This window comes from Planobacterium oryzisoli, assembly GCF_015354315.1.
Classification (GTDB): Bacteria; Bacteroidota; Bacteroidia; order Flavobacteriales; family Weeksellaceae; genus Planobacterium_A; species Planobacterium_A oryzisoli.
Genome location: NZ_JADKYY010000002.1, coordinates 80,473 through 97,304 on the forward strand (window position 1 = coordinate 80,473; position 16,832 = coordinate 97,304).

General features: G+C 41.1%; 14 protein-coding genes. 10 read left to right on the forward strand and 4 right to left on the reverse strand.

What is annotated here, in order from left to right; genetic code table 11:
• Positions 1–6: 6 nt before the first annotated feature.
• A complete protein-coding gene (locus IC612_RS01990) occupies positions 7–2,625 on the reverse strand; it encodes a TonB-dependent receptor domain-containing protein (protein ID WP_194738502.1) in 2,619 nt (872 codons plus the stop codon).
• Between the two features lie 120 nt (positions 2,626–2,745).
• Here IC612_RS01990 and IC612_RS01995 point away from each other — a divergent pair, with 120 nt between their 5' ends.
• From IC612_RS01995 to IC612_RS02025, 7 genes are all read left to right on the forward strand, one after another.
• The gene (locus IC612_RS01995) at positions 2,746–3,423 is read left to right on the forward strand and encodes a response regulator transcription factor (protein WP_194738503.1); all 678 of its coding nucleotides are present in this window, start codon (positions 2,746–2,748) and stop codon (positions 3,421–3,423) included.
• Between the two features lie 3 nt (positions 3,424–3,426).
• Positions 3,427–4,443, forward strand: coding sequence for a sensor histidine kinase (locus tag IC612_RS02000; RefSeq protein ID WP_194738504.1), 1,017 nt, complete (start codon positions 3,427–3,429; stop codon positions 4,441–4,443).
• Between the two features lie 124 nt (positions 4,444–4,567).
• Positions 4,568–5,131 (forward strand): IS1096 element passenger TnpR family protein, encoded by a 564-nt coding sequence (locus IC612_RS02005; protein WP_194738505.1) that lies wholly within the window; start codon positions 4,568–4,570, stop codon positions 5,129–5,131.
• Positions 5,132–5,316: 185 nt separating this feature from the next.
• Positions 5,317–6,669: an alpha-amylase family glycosyl hydrolase gene (locus IC612_RS02010; RefSeq protein WP_194738506.1), complete on the forward strand. Its 1,353-nt coding sequence runs from the start codon at positions 5,317–5,319 to the stop codon at positions 6,667–6,669.
• 17 nt (positions 6,670–6,686) lie between these two features.
• The gene (locus IC612_RS02015) at positions 6,687–7,127 is read left to right on the forward strand and encodes a GreA/GreB family elongation factor (RefSeq protein ID WP_194738507.1); all 441 of its coding nucleotides are present in this window, start codon (positions 6,687–6,689) and stop codon (positions 7,125–7,127) included.
• Positions 7,128–7,137: 10 nt separating this feature from the next.
• Positions 7,138–7,932 carry a thymidylate synthase gene (locus tag IC612_RS02020; protein WP_194738508.1) on the forward strand — a complete coding sequence of 265 codons (795 nt, stop codon included), beginning with the start codon at positions 7,138–7,140 and terminating at the stop codon, positions 7,930–7,932.
• Positions 7,933–8,042: 110 nt separating this feature from the next.
• Positions 8,043–10,553, forward strand: coding sequence for a M1 family metallopeptidase (locus IC612_RS02025; RefSeq protein ID WP_228512828.1), 2,511 nt, complete (start codon positions 8,043–8,045; stop codon positions 10,551–10,553).
• 31 nt (positions 10,554–10,584) lie between these two features.
• Here the strand turns inward: IC612_RS02025 and IC612_RS02030 are convergent, their stop codons facing one another.
• The gene (locus tag IC612_RS02030; protein ID WP_194738509.1) at positions 10,585–11,802 is read right to left on the reverse strand and encodes a dicarboxylate/amino acid:cation symporter; all 1,218 of its coding nucleotides are present in this window, start codon (positions 11,800–11,802) and stop codon (positions 10,585–10,587) included.
• Between the two features lie 128 nt (positions 11,803–11,930).
• Here IC612_RS02030 and IC612_RS02035 point away from each other — a divergent pair, with 128 nt between their 5' ends.
• A complete protein-coding gene (locus IC612_RS02035) occupies positions 11,931–12,839 on the forward strand; it encodes a DnaJ C-terminal domain-containing protein (RefSeq protein ID WP_194738510.1) in 909 nt (302 codons plus the stop codon).
• Positions 12,832–13,113 carry a chaperone modulator CbpM gene (locus tag IC612_RS02040; protein ID WP_194738511.1) on the forward strand — a complete coding sequence of 94 codons (282 nt, stop codon included), beginning with the start codon at positions 12,832–12,834 and terminating at the stop codon, positions 13,111–13,113. Before IC612_RS02035 ends, IC612_RS02040 begins: the two co-directional genes overlap by 8 nt.
• A 3-nt stretch (positions 13,114–13,116) precedes the next feature.
• Here IC612_RS02040 and IC612_RS02045 read toward each other — a convergent pair whose 3' ends face one another.
• Entirely contained in the window at positions 13,117–13,758 is a 642-nt protein-coding gene (locus tag IC612_RS02045) for a hypothetical protein (RefSeq protein ID WP_194738512.1), read from the reverse strand.
• Between the two features lie 68 nt (positions 13,759–13,826).
• On the opposite strand from IC612_RS02045, the gene IC612_RS02050 reads away from it, so the two are divergent.
• On the forward strand, positions 13,827–14,804 hold the full coding sequence (locus IC612_RS02050; RefSeq protein WP_194738513.1) for a YpdA family putative bacillithiol disulfide reductase: 978 nt from the start codon (positions 13,827–13,829) through the stop codon (positions 14,802–14,804).
• Here the strand turns inward: IC612_RS02050 and IC612_RS02055 are convergent.
• Positions 14,794–16,803, reverse strand: a complete 2,010-nt coding sequence (locus IC612_RS02055; RefSeq protein ID WP_194738514.1) for a TonB-dependent receptor — start codon at positions 16,801–16,803, stop codon at positions 14,794–14,796. The genes IC612_RS02050 and IC612_RS02055 overlap by 11 nt on opposite strands.
• Positions 16,804–16,832: the final 29 nt, after the last annotated feature.

Sequence of the window (16,832 nt, forward strand, 5' to 3'; positions counted from 1 at the left end):
TAGTTGTTAAAATTCGTAGGAAACTCCCGCTCCTAGTTGCGCACCAAGCTGATACTTTCGTACCGTCAGCTCTGCATTCGTATTATCTTGTACTCTATGAAAAGTGGGGTTCAGTAAGTTCTTTGCAGACAGTGAGATTCCTATACCCGATTGTGTTTTGTATTTAGCAACGGCATCCAAGGTGTGGATTGCCTTATCAACAATATTTCCTCTCATCTCATACCCCAGAGCATATACATTATCAGATATATAGGAGTAGGAGGCAACTAAATCAAGCTGTGCTCCAGTATCTAGCTTTCTTTCCCATCCGAGATTGACATTAGCAAGCAAATCGGAGGCGCCAGTCATTTTATCTTCAGCACGTATAAAATCTGCAGTAACTGTCGAGTTCTCACGGATGACCTTTTCTTTATCCAATTCCTGTGAAGTGTGGATGTACGATAGGTTCAAGAAAGTATAGAGCCGGGACTGTCCTAAGTTTAGCAGGTCCTTACGGGCTTCAAATTCTGCTCCGAATACCTGCCCCTGGTCGCCTACATTGGCAAATGAAGTAGTATTTGCAGAGGACGAGGCAGTGATTCGGGCGATCGGGTTCTGAATAAGTTTTCCAAAAGCAGTAAGTGAAACCAACTCATTGCGTCTTGGGAACCATTCCCATTTTAAATCTACATTGTAGTTGTCGGAGGGATATAGGTCGATATTTCCATAGCTAAGCTCGTCGATTTCTTCATACTCGTACGGCGCTATTTCAAGTAGTAGAGGTGTCGTATAAGTTTTGGAAGCGGAGAATCTTAGGTTGTGTTTCGAATCGAGTGCATATTTGACATTCAAGGCAGGCAGAATCTTAGAGTAGTCTTTTTTAATTTCTCCCCCATTGGAGAAGATTGCAGTATTGTAGCGTATCTCTTGTTGTAAATTATCATAACGCACGCCTACTTGGGCACTAAGTTTCTGGTTTAATGTAATATTCAGATTTGCAAATGCAGCATTATTAAACATCTCTGCCTGATAAAACTGTGGAATCAGCGCGTTTTCTGGGTTGTATCTAATATCTCCTCGGAATGTGACAATATCAAAGTAGGAACCCGTCTGGTAATTGTCCAGGTTAAAAAAGGAATCGTAGGAGTTGGGATCAAGATAGTAATTGCCTTGTGGACTGGTTACTCTGAAATTGTACTGCGTTGCTCTAAAGTCACTATCTTTAAATCTGCTTTCCAGACCCGCCTGCAATTTTAGTTTTTCTGTAGCTTCATACTCAAGTTGTACACTGCCCACATAATCTTTCTCTTTTAAACGGTCAAAATAACGGTGGTTTGCGCCTGGATTACTACTTGCAAAATAGCTGGTACCTGTAGCTTTATCAAAGACGGAGGCATTTTGCTGCCTATCAGGTCTTTGCGATTCCAGCAGGTTTACACCTAGGTTCCAGGAAAGTTTTAGAGACTCCGACAGCGTGTGATCACCCCGTAGTTGGTTAACTAATAGATCGTTAACCTTTGTGGAGGCTCTACGTAACGTAGTATAACCTAGTTCGCGCTGAGGGTCGTCAAGGTAATTCCGATCAAATCCTTCATAGAGGCCAAGTTTCTGGTCGGTTGTATGGATGAAATTGGTTGAGAAATTTACGGTATGACGCGGGTTAAGACGATAGTTTAGATTTACTAGCGCAGTGGTATTGGTGTCGTACCCGAATTCTTCCGCTGTATCGTAGATCCGTAGGATCGAGCCGTGGGCATCGTAGGATCCTCCAGTAGTACCTTCCAGATATTGGTATTGATTTTCGAATGACCCATATCCAAATATACTTAACCTTCCTTGCCCTATGTTCCAGTTGCGTCCAAAATCCACTGACAGTGAAGAGTTAATAGGATTAAGAATCTGTTGATTGTTGGCTGAAGTGGTAAAGGCAAAACCACTGTTGACAAGGGCTGCGTTTTTTGGTTTTGAAGGAGTGTCAAATCCAAAATAGTTCAGTCCGTCTTGAAGGAAAAAGGTGCCGGTATTGACCGCATTTAGTGAAATACTGGAACCTAAGTTGATTTTAAAATACGGTTTACCTGTATATACTTTTGTAACAATATTAATGTTGGCGCCTGACATGTCCCCCCACATTTTTGGGTGGTAGACTTTCTCCAAACTGACATAATCAATCATATCGGTTTTTAAAAGGGATAGGTCAAGGTTTTTGTACATGGGGTCGTTGGAGGGAATTGCAAGGCCATTGATCTGTGTGGAATTGCTTCGGTCGCCCAGTCCACGGATGAAAACTTGTCCACTGCCCTCCTGTTTTTGAGCTCCAGTGGCTTTGGTGACTGCAGTGGAAACATCTCCTACGCCCTGCTTTTCAAGCTGTGCGGATCCCACCCGTTCGATAACCTCAAGGGACCTTCTTTGCGTATTTATAAGGTTTGCTTCAGCGCCTTTATTCGTTGTTCCCTGAATAACAACACCCTCGATTCGTTTCTCGGTTTTTAGGCTATCCGTTTGTTGCGCTGCAATCGGTGTAAAGGCTGTGAGAAATACAGCAGCAATACTTAGTTTAGTTAAATTCATCTGTTTACTATACTTATTATAATTCGTTGCAAAGAAAGAATCTTGGCCCGTCAGGATTCGTTTAATAAGCATTAAGTATTCTTTACATAATTTTTAAATATTATGGGTCTTTATTAATTTTATGTAAATTATAGTATCCGTGTAGTTGAACTCGGTGAAATTGGCTAAATTTGATTGCTTAAATCCTTATTAATGAGCGCTAAGAAGATTCTCTTGATCGATGATGAACATGATATCCTTGAGATTTTGTCGTATAATTTGACAAAAGAAGGGTATGAAGTATTCACATGTGATAACGGAACGGAAGGAATTGAACTTGCAACGAAAGTACATCCCGACCTTATACTTCTTGATGTGATGATGCCCGAGAAGGACGGAATAGAAACTTGCCAAGATTTACGAAAGATTAAGGAACTGCAAAATACGTTAATCGTATTTCTCTCCGCACGGGGTGAGGAGTTTTCGCAGCTCGCAGGCTACCAAGCTGGAGGTAATGATTATGTAGTAAAGGTGATAAAGCCCAAAGTATTAATTTCTAAGATTAATGCTCTGTTGCAACTCACTACCAAACCCGACGAGGCTTCAAAGGTGCTGCAAGTCGGGGATATGGTAATTGACCGTGACAATTTTCGTGTTACCAAAGAAGGGAAGCTCTTCCTTCTACCAAAGAAAGAGTTCGACTTACTTTCCTTATTAGCTTCCAATACGCAAAAGGTATTTAAGCGGGAAGAAATATTAGAAAAAGTTTGGGGAAACGATGTAATTGTAGGTGAGAGAACTATTGATGTCCATATTCGACGGTTGAGAGAAAAATTGGGGGACCAAAGTATTCAGACACTTAAGGGAATTGGATATAAGCTTATGGTGTAACGCATGAAGATTAATCGGCTTTCCCTGCTGTCCGCATTTTTGCTTTCTCTTGCCTTTTCTGCAGTGCTAGTTCTGTTTGATTATTTTAAAGAACGCACCCCTTCCTTCCCGGATAATATTCTCCTACTTGTAGTAAGTACCCTTCTTATTTTTCTCATTAGTTACTTTGGAATAAGTTATCTGCTGTTCTTCTATGCACGAAGGCAAATAAAGAAAATGGCGGGAGAACTTCCAAAGGATTTTTTTGAGGACTCACAGAATGTAGGCTTCAAGGAACTTTCAGAAAAACTCAATCGCAGTGCCACGGAGATTGATATGATCAAGGAAATGGAAGCGTATCGAAAGGAGTATATAGGAAATATTTCGCACGAACTTAAAACTCCTCTGTTTTCTATTCAAGGCTACATTGAGACTTTAAGGGATGGAGCGGTGGAGAATTTAGCCATACGTGACAAGTACCTTGAGCGCATTGGTATATCTGTGGAGCGTCTCATAAATATTGTTAACGATTTGGACATGATCAACCGATTTGAGGCCGGCGAGATAAAACTTAGTGTTTCCCGATTCGATATCAATGAACTTATGAGGGAAGTCATAGACTTATTGGATTTGGAAGCTCAGGAACGTGATGCAAATCTTCATTTTGAAAGTACCAATTCTCAAATTTTTGTCTATGCGGACAAACAGCGTATTTCTCAGGTACTAATCAATCTCGTATCCAATGCGATACATTATGCAAACCGCATAAATGCGCAGATAACTGTGCGTAGCACCATACTAAAAAGTAAAGTAATGGTAGAGGTGAGCGATAACGGAATGGGTATAAAGCCCGAAGTGCTTCCCCGTATTTTTGAACGCTTCTACAGGGTGGAAAGCAGCAGAAACCGCAGGGAAGGTGGAAGCGGATTAGGACTTGCAATAGTAAAGCATATTATGGAGGCCCATAACGAGAATATCACTGTAGAAAGTGAATATTTAGAAGGTACTAAATTCAGTTTTTTTCTAGAAAAAGCCCCATAAAACTGGGCAAAATGTAGGGAAATCTTTTCAAAATAAAAACTTTAAAATTTTTTTAGGCATTTTCCATTTGTTATATATTTGTACCCAACAGTCAAATATACTAACTACTTAATTGTCTGATAGAATGGTCTATAAAATCAGGGTTATTTTAGACACAAAGGAAGATATCTTCCGTGATATAGAAATCAAAGAAAAGCAGACTCTATGGAATCTGCATTTAGGTATAAAGAGTGCCTTCAGCCTGCAGGGTGATGAACTTTCGGCATTTAACCTTTTGGAACAGGATGGAACCGTGGTAAAAAGTATACCATTGGAAGATATGAGTGATGAAGGGGATGGAGAGATAATGTCGGACATTTATATCAATGAGGCTTTTAGTGATAGTGGAGATAAGGCTCAGTTTCAGTACGGTTTACTGGATTTGTGGGAGTTCTATTGTGAACTCGTGGAAATCATAGATGAGAAACCGGCCGTAAACTATCCGATAACTGTTTTTCGATTTGGAAGCGTGCCTTTAAAAGCTCCAAGTAAAAGCGCAGTCAGCAAGAAGTCCGTGATGCCTTTGCTTGATGAAGAATTTGATTTTGGTGATGAGTTTTCTGAAGACGGATTTTCACAGCAAGACGACGAGTACGAAGACGACGACAACCAGGATTTTATTGACGATTCGTACGAAGAGGAGGATTAAATGCTATAGGTAAACAACTGCGGTAAGAAGAATTGCCTCTAAAAAGTTTAAGGCTTTTTAGAGGCAATTTTTTTAGCGAGTGCTCTCCCTTATTCTGCTTATATTTCACCTTCTTGCGTACCCCTTATCCCCGTTTTTTTTACTATTTTTAGCACTAAATTAAACCTTAGGGAAATAGATCGTATATGAAAAAAATATTTTTAGTAGCCATTGCAATCTTAGGTGTAATGGCTTGTAGTCCGAGCAAAAAAGCGATGCAGTTTGAAGATCCGTCGGAGTGGAAGCACACGACAAATATTTATGAGGTGAATATACGTCAGTATACGCCGGAGGGTACTTTCAAAGCTTTTGAGAAGCATTTGCCGCGTTTGAAAAATATGGGAGTGAAAACACTATGGTTTATGCCGATCACTCCAATAGCCCAAAAGAACAAAAAAGGAACTTTGGGAAGCCAGTATGCTGCTCAGGACTACACATCCATCAATCCTGAATTTGGAACGATGGAGGATTTTAAAAATCTTGTGGATAAAGCCCACAGCATGGGTTTTAAGGTCATCATAGACTGGGTAGCAAATCATACGGGATGGGATCACACATGGACCAAGACCAATCCGGACTTTTATCTTATGGATCCAAAAACCAATGATTTCCAGGTTGCCTCTGGCATGGAAGATATCATTGAGCTCGATTACAGCAATCCAAAGATGCGTGAGGCCATGATAGAGGCCATGAAATTTTGGGTCAAGGAAACTAATATTGATGGTTTTAGATGTGATCTCGCTGCATGGGTAGAGGTGGACTTTTGGCAACAAGCAAGACCGGAGGTAGAGAAAATAAGGCCTTTGTTTTGGCTGGGTGAATTTGATGAGTTGGAGAACCCCGAATACGGAAAAGTCTTTGATGCCAGTTACATATGGACTTGGATGCATAAAACCAAAGAATTCAAAGAAAAGGATTTACCCTTGTCCGAGCTACGCAGTTTATTGAGCCGATATTCTGAGATTGGAAACGGGTCCATGCGCGCATGGTTTACCAGTAACCATGACGAAAATACGTGGAACGGCACGGAATACGAAAAGTATGGGGAATTTGCATTACCTCTTGCAGTACTTTCTATAACCTGGGATGGAATTCCGCTCTTGTATAACGGTCAGGAGCTACCACTGGTAAATAAAAGACTGGAGTTTTTTGAAAAAGATCCAATTCCTTGGAATGGGGACTATAAAATGCAGGAATTTTACCGTAGGCTACTTACTTTAAAATCGGAAAATTCTGCGCTGCGCGGTGGTGATCCGAATGCCTCTACGACGGTCCTTGAAACAAATGCCGACGATCGTGTACTGGCATACTTACGCCGTAACGGATCCTCGCAGGTTCTTACCGTATTAAACTTCTCGAAATTACCGGTCGCCGTAAAGATTACAGACCCTGCGCTAAAAGGTGTTTTCAAGGATGCTTTTAGTCAGGCCAGTAGGGATTTTTCTCAAGATAAAGGATTTAATTTGGAAGTTTCCGGGTACCGGGTTTTTCACAAATAGATTTTGGCTAAGTATAAATGAATAAAGAGGGCCTAAGCCAAGAATTGTATGCTATCCTTGAGGATAAACTAGAGCAATTACGTGCTTTAATTGCTCAGACAAGATCTTCCAATGTAGAGACAAAAAGTGCCATGGGAGATAAATACGAAACTGGCGCAGAAATGCTTGGACAACAAATCAATCAACTTCTTCTTAGAGAAAAGGTCTTGCTAGATCAAATACATGAAGTAAAAGGCTTGCCTAAGGGCAAAGCCTCGAGAATTGAAAGGGGTGCGGTGGTTAGAACAGAAATGGGCTATTTTTATCTTTCAACTTCTGGAGTAACTATAAAACTAGAGGGTCAGGAGATCACATGCATATCCATGGATTCGCCACTTTCGGGCGCATTGATGGGTAAGCACTGTGGAGAAAGCTTCAGTCTGCGCGATAAGACTTATACCGTACTTGAAATATATTAAAACCAGAAGCATGCAAAGTTATCTGAATCTATTACAGCATATTTTAGAAGAAGGATCCGACAAACAGGACCGCACCGGAACCGGAACGCGCAGTGTGTTTGGGTACCAACTTCGTTACGATTTACAGGAAGGATTCCCGCTTGTAACCACCAAAAAAACGCATTTAAAATCTATAATTTATGAGCTGCTCTGGTTTTTAAGGGGAGATACCAACACGGCCTATCTTAAGGAAAATGGCGTGAGTATCTGGGACGAATGGGCGGACGAAAATGGTGATCTGGGACCAGTCTATGGCGCGCAGTGGCGTAGTTGGCCGGACCATGGAGGCGGTGTGATCGATCAGATAGCGATGGTTATTGAACAAATCAAGAACAATCCTGATTCACGACGCCTTATCGTATCGGCGTGGAATCCAGCGGATATCCCCAAAATGGCCTTAGCACCTTGCCATGCACTGTTTCAATTTTATGTGGCAGATGGAAAACTATCACTCCAGCTCTACCAGCGTAGTGCTGATGTATTTTTAGGAGTACCCTTCAATATAGCCAGTTATGCTTTGTTATGCATGATGGTAGCACAGGTTTGCGGACTACAGGTTGGAGAATATATTCATACTTTCGGTGATGTCCATATTTATAATAACCACTTTGAACAGGTAAAGCTACAGTTGTCTCGAACTCCGCGAGATTTACCCCGGATGGTGTTAAACCCCGAGATAAAAGATATTTTCTCATTTAAGTACAGTGATTTTACGCTCGAAAATTATAATCCTTATCCAGGGATAAAGGCACCAGTTGCTATTTGATCTTATTATGGTCTGTAAAACCAATGAAATAATTTTTACCTACTGCTCCTTTGTGTGGCCATCTGGTTTGATTGGTAGGAGCTATATTAACATTAACGTTTAAGTCAATTATGAACCGTTTCTTTCTTTTTGTATGGTGTCTGATGTTTGGGCCTTGGTATTTCGTAAGTGCGCAAGCTTTAGAATCCTCTGCAATAGGGAAATACCATCCATCGCACACCAAAACTACAGAGCTGGAACACACCAAACTTAAGGTCGCTATTGATTTAGAGAAAGAAGAACTGCAAGGTGAGGCATGGATATCCGCATCCCCGTATTTTTATCCTTCTGATAGTTTGGTACTAAACGCTAAAGCCATGCTTATCCACCAGGTTAGCTTGGATCGTAACAGTAATTTAAAACCCTTAAATTTCACCTATAAGGATGATATCTTAAAGATTAACCTGGATAAAAGCTATAGCAAGAACGAAAAGTACACAGTTTATGTAAAATATACGGCACGCCCCAATCAAATCCTACAGAAGGGGAGCGCCGCAATTAGCGAAGCCAAGGGGCTTTATTTTATTAACGCAAGTGGGATCAGAAAGGACAAACCCACGCAAATCTGGACTCAGGGTGAAACAGAGGCCTCATCCGTTTGGTTTCCTACCATTGACAAGCCCAACATTAAGACAACACAGGAAATTTATATAACAGTTCCTAATCGATTTCTCACATTATCCAATGGAGTGCTTAAGTCCTCTTTACCTACCGGAACTGATTTACGGACAGATCACTGGGTGCTAGATAAGAAGCATGCCCCATACCTTTTTTTTATGGGAATAGGAGAGTATGCGGTGGTAAAGGATAAATGGAGGAATATCCCGGTCGATTACTACGTGGAGAAAAAATACGAGTCGCAGGCTAAAGGTATATTCGGGAATACTCCTGAAATGCTTGAGTTTTTCTCTAAGCGCCTGAACTACGATTATCCATGGAACAAGTATGCACAGATGACGGCACGTGACTATGTAAGCGGAGCGATGGAGAATACTACTGCAGTTTTACATTCGGATATGTCCCAGCAAAGCGCCGCCGCACTCGCAGATGAAAACATATGGGAGGATGTCATAGCTCATGAAGTATTTCACCACTGGTTTGGTAATATTGTAACCACTGAAAGTTGGAGCAATTTATCAGTGAACGAATCGTTTGCTAATTATTCCGAATATCTTTGGAATGAACATAAATACGGCCAGGACCTTGCTGATTATGGGCTCAATAAAGCTTTGGAAGTCTATTTTCGAGATCCTTCTCTCTGGACTAAAGATCTTGTCCGTTTCAAGTACCATTCCCGCGAAGACATGTTTGACGCTGTTTCCTACAACAAAGGTGGAGGGGTGCTTCATATGCTTAGAAAGTTCTTGGGTGATGATGCTTTTTTTGCGGGTCTCCATGAATATCTGCGGGCTAATGAATATGCTACAGGGGAAGTACATCAGGTACGTCTTGCCTTTGAAAAAATATCCGGCAAGGATTTGAATTGGTTTTTTAATCAATGGTTTTATGGCGCAGGTCATCCGGTACTTGATCACACTCTTTCTTATGAACCAATTAAAAAGCAAGTGCGACTGGTTGTAAGGCAAACACAAAGTCAGGGCTTATTTGAATTTCCTCTGGCGGTTGATTTTTACCTCAACGGAAAGGCGGTAAGGCATCACTTCTGGGTGAAAGCTAGCAAACAAAATGAATTTGCTATCCCTTTGGAAAAGATGGCGGATTTTGTGGTGCTCAACCCCGACGGAGTATTATTGAGTCAAATTAAGGACGATAAGAAGCCCGAGCATTATTTACAACAGTTCCAAGGTGCAAAAGAGTTTTATAACCGAGCCAAAGCTTTGGAAGGAGCAGGAAGAACCCCAGATAATTTAAATTCATTAAAGGTTTTTCTGTTAGCTTTAAAAGATTCTAATTTCAGGTTGCGTACTCAGGCACTGAAGCTGCTTGATTTGTCACGCTCCGAGCATTTAAAATCTGGGGTGGATAGGGTGTTAGACCTGGCACAAAATGACTCCAAAACACTTGTTCGAGGACAAGCCCTCGCAGCGCTTGCAAAAACAAAAGACAGAAAATACCTTCCGTTATACGAGCGCAGTCTCTTGGTCAAATCCAATGCGGTGCGGGCAAATGCACTGGCTGCAATTGTGGAATTGGATCCTAGTAGGTTCCAAAATCTAAGTGCCGGCTTGGATATGAGAGAATGGAATGATGAGGCAATCAGCAGATTACTTCCTTTCATTGTGAAAGACAAAGTGGAGCAGCACCGCACTGCCATTGCGCAAACTGTAGCTTTTTATCCTTTTCTGGCTTTTGAAGATCCTGTCCTTGGAGATTGGGCAAAGAAAGGGTATCAGTGGATCATGGAGTCGGATGATCTAGAGTCTACAGAAAAGATTAGTTCTGTTATGAAACAGGTACTGAAAGAGTTAAAAAGCAATCCACAAGCAAAAGTGGTGCTTTTGCAAATTCTTCGTGAAGGGCAATCGGCTAAATTGGCATTATTGCGAAGTAATCCTTCCAGCGATTCCGTGAAAGAGCAAGTAGAACTGCTTAATAGGATCGTGGAAGAGTATCAGAAATAGAATGCACTACTAGAGGGGGAGCAATGTGTACTTATTCCTGGCGCAGCTTTTCTTTCGACAATCTGGAGACAAGCATAGCGGCAACAGTATCCCCTGTAGAATTAAGTACCGTAGCTAAAGGGTCCACCAGTGTGCCAATGATTAGCACGGCAGGAATTGCCTCCTGAGGTAGTTGATAGGCAGAGATCATAAGCATTTCTCCAATATACCCCCCATTGGGGATTCCTCCAGCCACAATACTCACAAAGATGGTTATTCCTAATGCGAGCACTAGATTTGAGGGATCGAAGAAATTCTCTCCAATTATTAAAAATGCGACGTAGATCTTGATAATCGAGGACATGGAGGATCCGTTTTTATGTAAAGTGCTTCCAATAGGAATTACCACGTTAGCTACCGCATCCGGAACACCTATTTTTTTTGCTGCTAGTAGATTTACAGGCATGGTTGCAAAACTGCTGCAAGTAGAAACGGCAGTCAAGGAAGGAAGAATATTGTTTGGCCAGAAACGTTTCACACCCTCTCTGCCATAGGCCATGTAGGCGTACATTGTAAAAAATACAATAAAATAAATAATTCCACCTACGTAGTATATAGCCATTGGTTTGGCATATATTCCAAATAGCTGCGGCCCTACGGTTGCAACCTGGAAAGCAAAATAAGCTCCAAGGCCTAAAGGTGCACCTTTCATTACGACAAGCAGTAGTTCCTTCATAACCTCATATCCCGAGTTTACGAATTGCTTGAAAATTTCCCCTTTTTGCCCTGATTTTCGAATGGCCATTCCCGTTAAAAATGAAAAAATTAGAAGGGCCAGCATATTTTGGCGTGAAAAAAGCTGAGTAAATTCTCCTACAGAGAAAAAAGCTACAATGCGATCGCCCCAGTTACCTTCTCCCTTTTCAGTGCTCGGTGCAAGAGTAGAAGTATCTGTAATCGGTTCCGAAGGAAAAAAGTAGACTAAACACACGGTATAGAGCGCAGCCGTCATAATAAAGAATAAAAAAGTCACTCCTGTAGCTAAAATGATTTTGGTGAACTTGGATTGCTGTTCCAAACTTGCTATAGAATTTGCTACTGCAAAGAATACTAGAGGAACTACGCTGACAAATAGAAGATTAAGAAAGATATCGCCTACTGGTTTTACGTATTTCACAATATCAGGAAAAAGCAACCCCACGATGCTTCCCATGGTGATTCCTCCAATTAAAAAAATGATTCCCCTGTAGGAGGATAGCATATTACCCATAACTTAATATTTAACCAAATATAGATTTTTTCCAATAAAATTAATTTTGTAAAGACGGGAGAACGGTATATAAAGCGAAGCTTCAAATGGTTACTTAACTTTACAATAGCTAAGAAAATAAACTTGTAATGGCATTTATTGATTATTATAAAATTTTAGGAGTTGATAAATCCGCATCGGCTGACGATATCAAAAAAGCATACCGGAAACTAGCGCGAAAGTACCATCCAGACTTAAATCCCGGGGATAAGCTGGCAGAACAGAAATTCAAAGAAGTCAATGAAGCCAATGAGGTACTTGCAAATGCGGACAACCGTAAGAAATACGACCAGTACGGAGAGCATTGGAAGGAAGGGGAAGCTTTTGAAAAAGAGAGAAGCAGACGAAAAGCCTCTTCAGATTTTGACGATTTTACCTACCATCAGTATGGTGGGGAGAGTGATTTCTCGGATTTTTTCCAGAGCATGTTTGGCGGTGCTTCCTTTTCGGGACAAAACTCAGGACAGGGATTTGGGAAATTTAAAGGACACGATATTGCAGCGGAGGTTAGTTTGGATTTGGAAGAAATCCTTTCTACGCATAAGCGAACGTTTGATATACAGGGAAAAAAGGTGCGCATCACCATACCTGCGGGCATTTCTCACGGGCAGAAGATCAAGTTAAGTGGCTATGGTTATCCAGGACAGAATGGTGGGCCTGCGGGGGATCTTTTCATTACATTCTTAGTAGGTGAGCATGGTACCTTTAAGAGAATGGATACTAGTCTGCTTGCCGATATTGCAGTAGATGCTTTTACAGCAATGGTAGGTGGAGAAGTTAATTTTGAACGTTTCGGAGATATTCTTAAAGTCAAAATTAAGCCTAATACCCAGGAGGGAACGATTCTTCGATTAAAAGGAAAAGGTCTTCCTGCATATAAAAAACCGGAAGTAATCGGAGACTTGCTTTTGACAGTTCGCATTAAAGTCCCTAGAGATATTGCAGAGGAAGATAAAGAAATCATTGAAAATCTAAGAAAAAAATACAGTAATGGATAAGTGGATTACAATTGCACGTCTTATAGAGGTTTATGAAGTGGAGCCTGCATTCATCGAGGAACTTATTGAGTGCAATTTGCTAACAGTTGAAAAAAACGAAGATCAGGTGTATTTGCTAACCGAGCAACTAGCCACTTTCGAGAGGTTCGTACATCTACGTTACGATCTTGATATCAATGTTCCAGGACTTGAAGTGATTGATAGGCTGCTTTCCAAAATTCACGATCTTCGCAGCGAAATTAATTATTTAAAACAGTTTGAGCAGAAACTATAAAGCTTAAGTGGTCCATTGGTCGTTGGCTATTCCCACGATATAGTACTGCCCATTCCATTGTTCATATACTAAATACAATGAGTTCCAATCCATGCCTCCGTACTTCTCGCTTCCTTTTAGGTGTTTTTCCACCACAATTGCTTGTGGATAAATATCTTTAATGTTGTTTAGAGTATTCCCTCTTGAGGCGATGGAGTCCGTTATTGTCTCCCCTTTACTGAAAGCGCGCCGAGCAACCCACTGGGATAGGTACTCATTAAGTGAGACCACATAAGGGTCCCCTGTACCGTCTTTTTCTCCAAATGTAAACTTAACAGGTGTTCCTATATAGCGATTATAAGAGTCTGGAAGAAATAGTTTATCTCTCATAGGGTCGACATGTGCATACATGGAAAAGCGAATCCCTTTTCCAGGGTGAATGAACTTGGAGAGTGAAGAATACTCCTTCTTTTCAAGGAGAGTAATGATAGTGTTACTTAGTCTCTCTACAGTAGATAACTCTGTCACACCTGGATGGATTGCAGAATCATTTTTGTTCGTTTGCTCGCTGCTGTTGGCAGTAGTTCTTTTGGAGTGTACTAGGGACTGGTCTTGGGAACAACTTGTAAAGAACATTAAAAATGCAACAGTATAGAAATAAAGCATGTTATAGAGTTTTACTATGGTATTCAAATTTCACTCCAATAAAACAGAGATATCTTTAAATTTGTAAGATGGAAGTGTTTGACGTACTAATAATTGGTGGTGGTCCTATTGGAATCAACTGTGCTCTGGAAAGTGAAAAAAGAGGCTTAAAGTATTTGGTACTTGAAAAAGGAACGGTCGCCAATTCTATTTACCATTATCCGCTCTATATGACTTTCTTCTCCTCTGCGGATAGGTTGGAACTGGGTGACATTCCCTTTATAACCACTGCAGTTAAGCCAGGAAGGCGGGATGCACTGGAGTATTATCAAGGTATCGCAAGACGAAAAAAACTTAATATTCACACCTACGAGAAGGTAGAAACGGTAGATAAAGTGGAGGAATTCTTTCGCGTAAGTTCTCTAAAGGCTGACTATGTCACCAGAAATGTGGTGATTGCTACCGGTTTTTATGATATACCTAACTTAATGAATATAGAGGGGGAGGAACTTAGTAAAGTTAGCCATTATTACCGAGAACCCTATGGTTATGCCGGAAAAGAGGTATTAGTAGTAGGTGCCAGTAATTCGGCGGTAGATGTTGCTCTGGAAACCTATCGAAGCGGCGCTCGGGTTACTATGGTAGTCCGGGGAGATGAATTCTCACCTAGCGTAAAATACTGGGTGCGTCCCGATATCGAAAACCGCGTTAAGGAGGGTAGTATTAAAGTATATTTCAATGCATCCGTAAAGAGTATTTCTCAAGATTTTGTTACTCTGCAGCAGATGTCCGGCACATTGGTGGATGTTCCCAATGATTTTGTATTTGCCATGACCGGTTATGTACCCGATTTTAGGTTTCTTGAAAGTGTAGGTATTGCTTTGGATCCTTTGACAAAAATTCCCTCATATGATCCGCTAACCATGGAAACAAATGTCCATGGTATATATTTAGCTGGCGTAGTTTGCGGGGGTCGGGACACCCACTTGTGGTTTATAGAAAACTCACGTGATCACGCGGCAAAGATTATTAGTGCGCTCGGAGAAAAAAGAAATTCTAAAAATTAACTTTTAGTATTAAATCTACCGCTCGCATTGGGGCAGGATTGTAGTAGCGTTTTCCGAATGCATTTATATCGTATCCTAAAACAAGTGCCGAGTTATACAAATTAGAAATTCTAAATAAAAGTTCCGTATTTTTCAGATAAGGAACGCTGGAGAGAGCAAATGTGAGGTTTGCAAAATGAGAGGGAGGTGCGATGACCTTATTGGCATCGTCCAGAAACATTTTATCCGTATAGAAGTGGGAGTAATCTATTCGGAGGGACGATTTGGTCTTTATACTCAACAATCCCTGTAGTGTAAAATTTGGTGTACCAGGTAAATGATATAAGGAATAGTCGTTTCCGTCTTTTATGTAATTCTGATATATAAAATGATTCACCATGCCACTTAGCAGCAGATGTACCATAGGTAAAGAGGGATGATTTGCACCTACTAACGGTGCAGAGAGTAAAAACTCTAGACCTTTCTGTGTGACTTCGCCGGCATTTTGAAAATAGTCTTCACCCTTACTGTTTTGACTTCGCGTAATGGCCTCTTTGAGTTTAAAATGATAAAAGGAAATCTCTGCTATGGAATTTCCTTTTTCCGCTCGTACTGCTATTTCCTTATTCCAACCGTACTCTGAGTTTAAATCTGTATTTATGCGTTGGTCTGAAGATCGTATTTCCTCTGACGAAGGCGTGGAGCTTCCTTTATTTACCTTTCCTCGAAGGGAAATGTAAGGTGCTATGGCAGCACTGATTCCCAAAGAAGGCAGAATAGAATTCTTTAAGGTTTCCGATCCTTGGGTCTGAGTGGGAAACTGTGTTTTCCAGTCGAAAGAAGCCGTATTGTAACTTAATCCTGCATCCACATTTAGAATTCCCGGTAGGGAACTTTGGTGCGAAAGAAACAAAAAACCGGACTGTGCACTTAGTTGGTCTTTAGCCTGCAGAAGTCCAGGTATTCCTTGGTGGTTCGTAAAATTCCGAATAGAGGTTTGTGTCGAGGCCGTTTCGTATCCGAAATTTAACGTTCTATTCCACGTGGTACTTTTTTTCTCATAAGAGAATGACGTGCGAAGTGCGTAACTGAGTTCTTCTCTCTCTTCGTAATTAGTTATAAATGGATTTTCAAGCCCTGTGAATGAGGTCTGGGTCATAAAGAAATGTTTCCATTGCTCCGTCACATTGGTTGTATGTGCTATCCCTACAAGGATATTTTTACTGTAGATGCCAGCTTGTTGCTCCTGGGACTCTGGTCGTGCAGCTCTTCTGTTACGCTCCATTTGCGTTTGCGTAAGCCCACCAGGCGTCAGGTAATCCAAAGCAGACAAAAACAGCAGTCCTTTCAATTGAGCAGAATCGTGGTATTGATTAGTATGGGTAATCACTAGATTTTTTCTAGTTAAGCTAGAATGTTCTCTATATCCGGGATTATTATAGGTGGATTCAAAAATTCCTGTCTGTCTTGTATCTTTTTGAAATTGAAAGAACGAATGCTGTTGGAAACTTCCCAGGGTTCCGTAACCCACAGAAGCCGAATTTGAATGTTCATTCCTGGTTTTCAAAAGAATGGTTCCTCCGGTAACAGCACCAAAATCACTAGCTTCTGGTCCTTTGTATATTTCCACACTACTGATAAGATGAGGATCAATTAAATTTATGTACGTATTCCCAGTGGCATCGGACAAAGTAAATTCGTCTAAGTAAATTTTGACGTTTCGTACGCCATACGGAGAGCGTATAGAACTCCCCCGGATCTGTATGCGGTAACTACCCGGAGAGCGTTCTTCCATGCGAACTCCGGGCTGAAGATTAAAGGACTCAAGCAAGCGGTCTGCGCTGTTTTGATTAAGAAACGACCGGGTTATAATACCCACCGACCGGGTAGATTCAAGATAGGCAGTTGGACGCTGATAACCACTGAGCTGTATTTCTTCTAGAGTCGAAATTGTGTCTAGGGTTTGTGCCGTGGCCATTACCGTGCAGAAAAGCACTAATACAGCAAACAATCTATTCATATCAAGTGCTCCATAAAAAAATGTCCGGT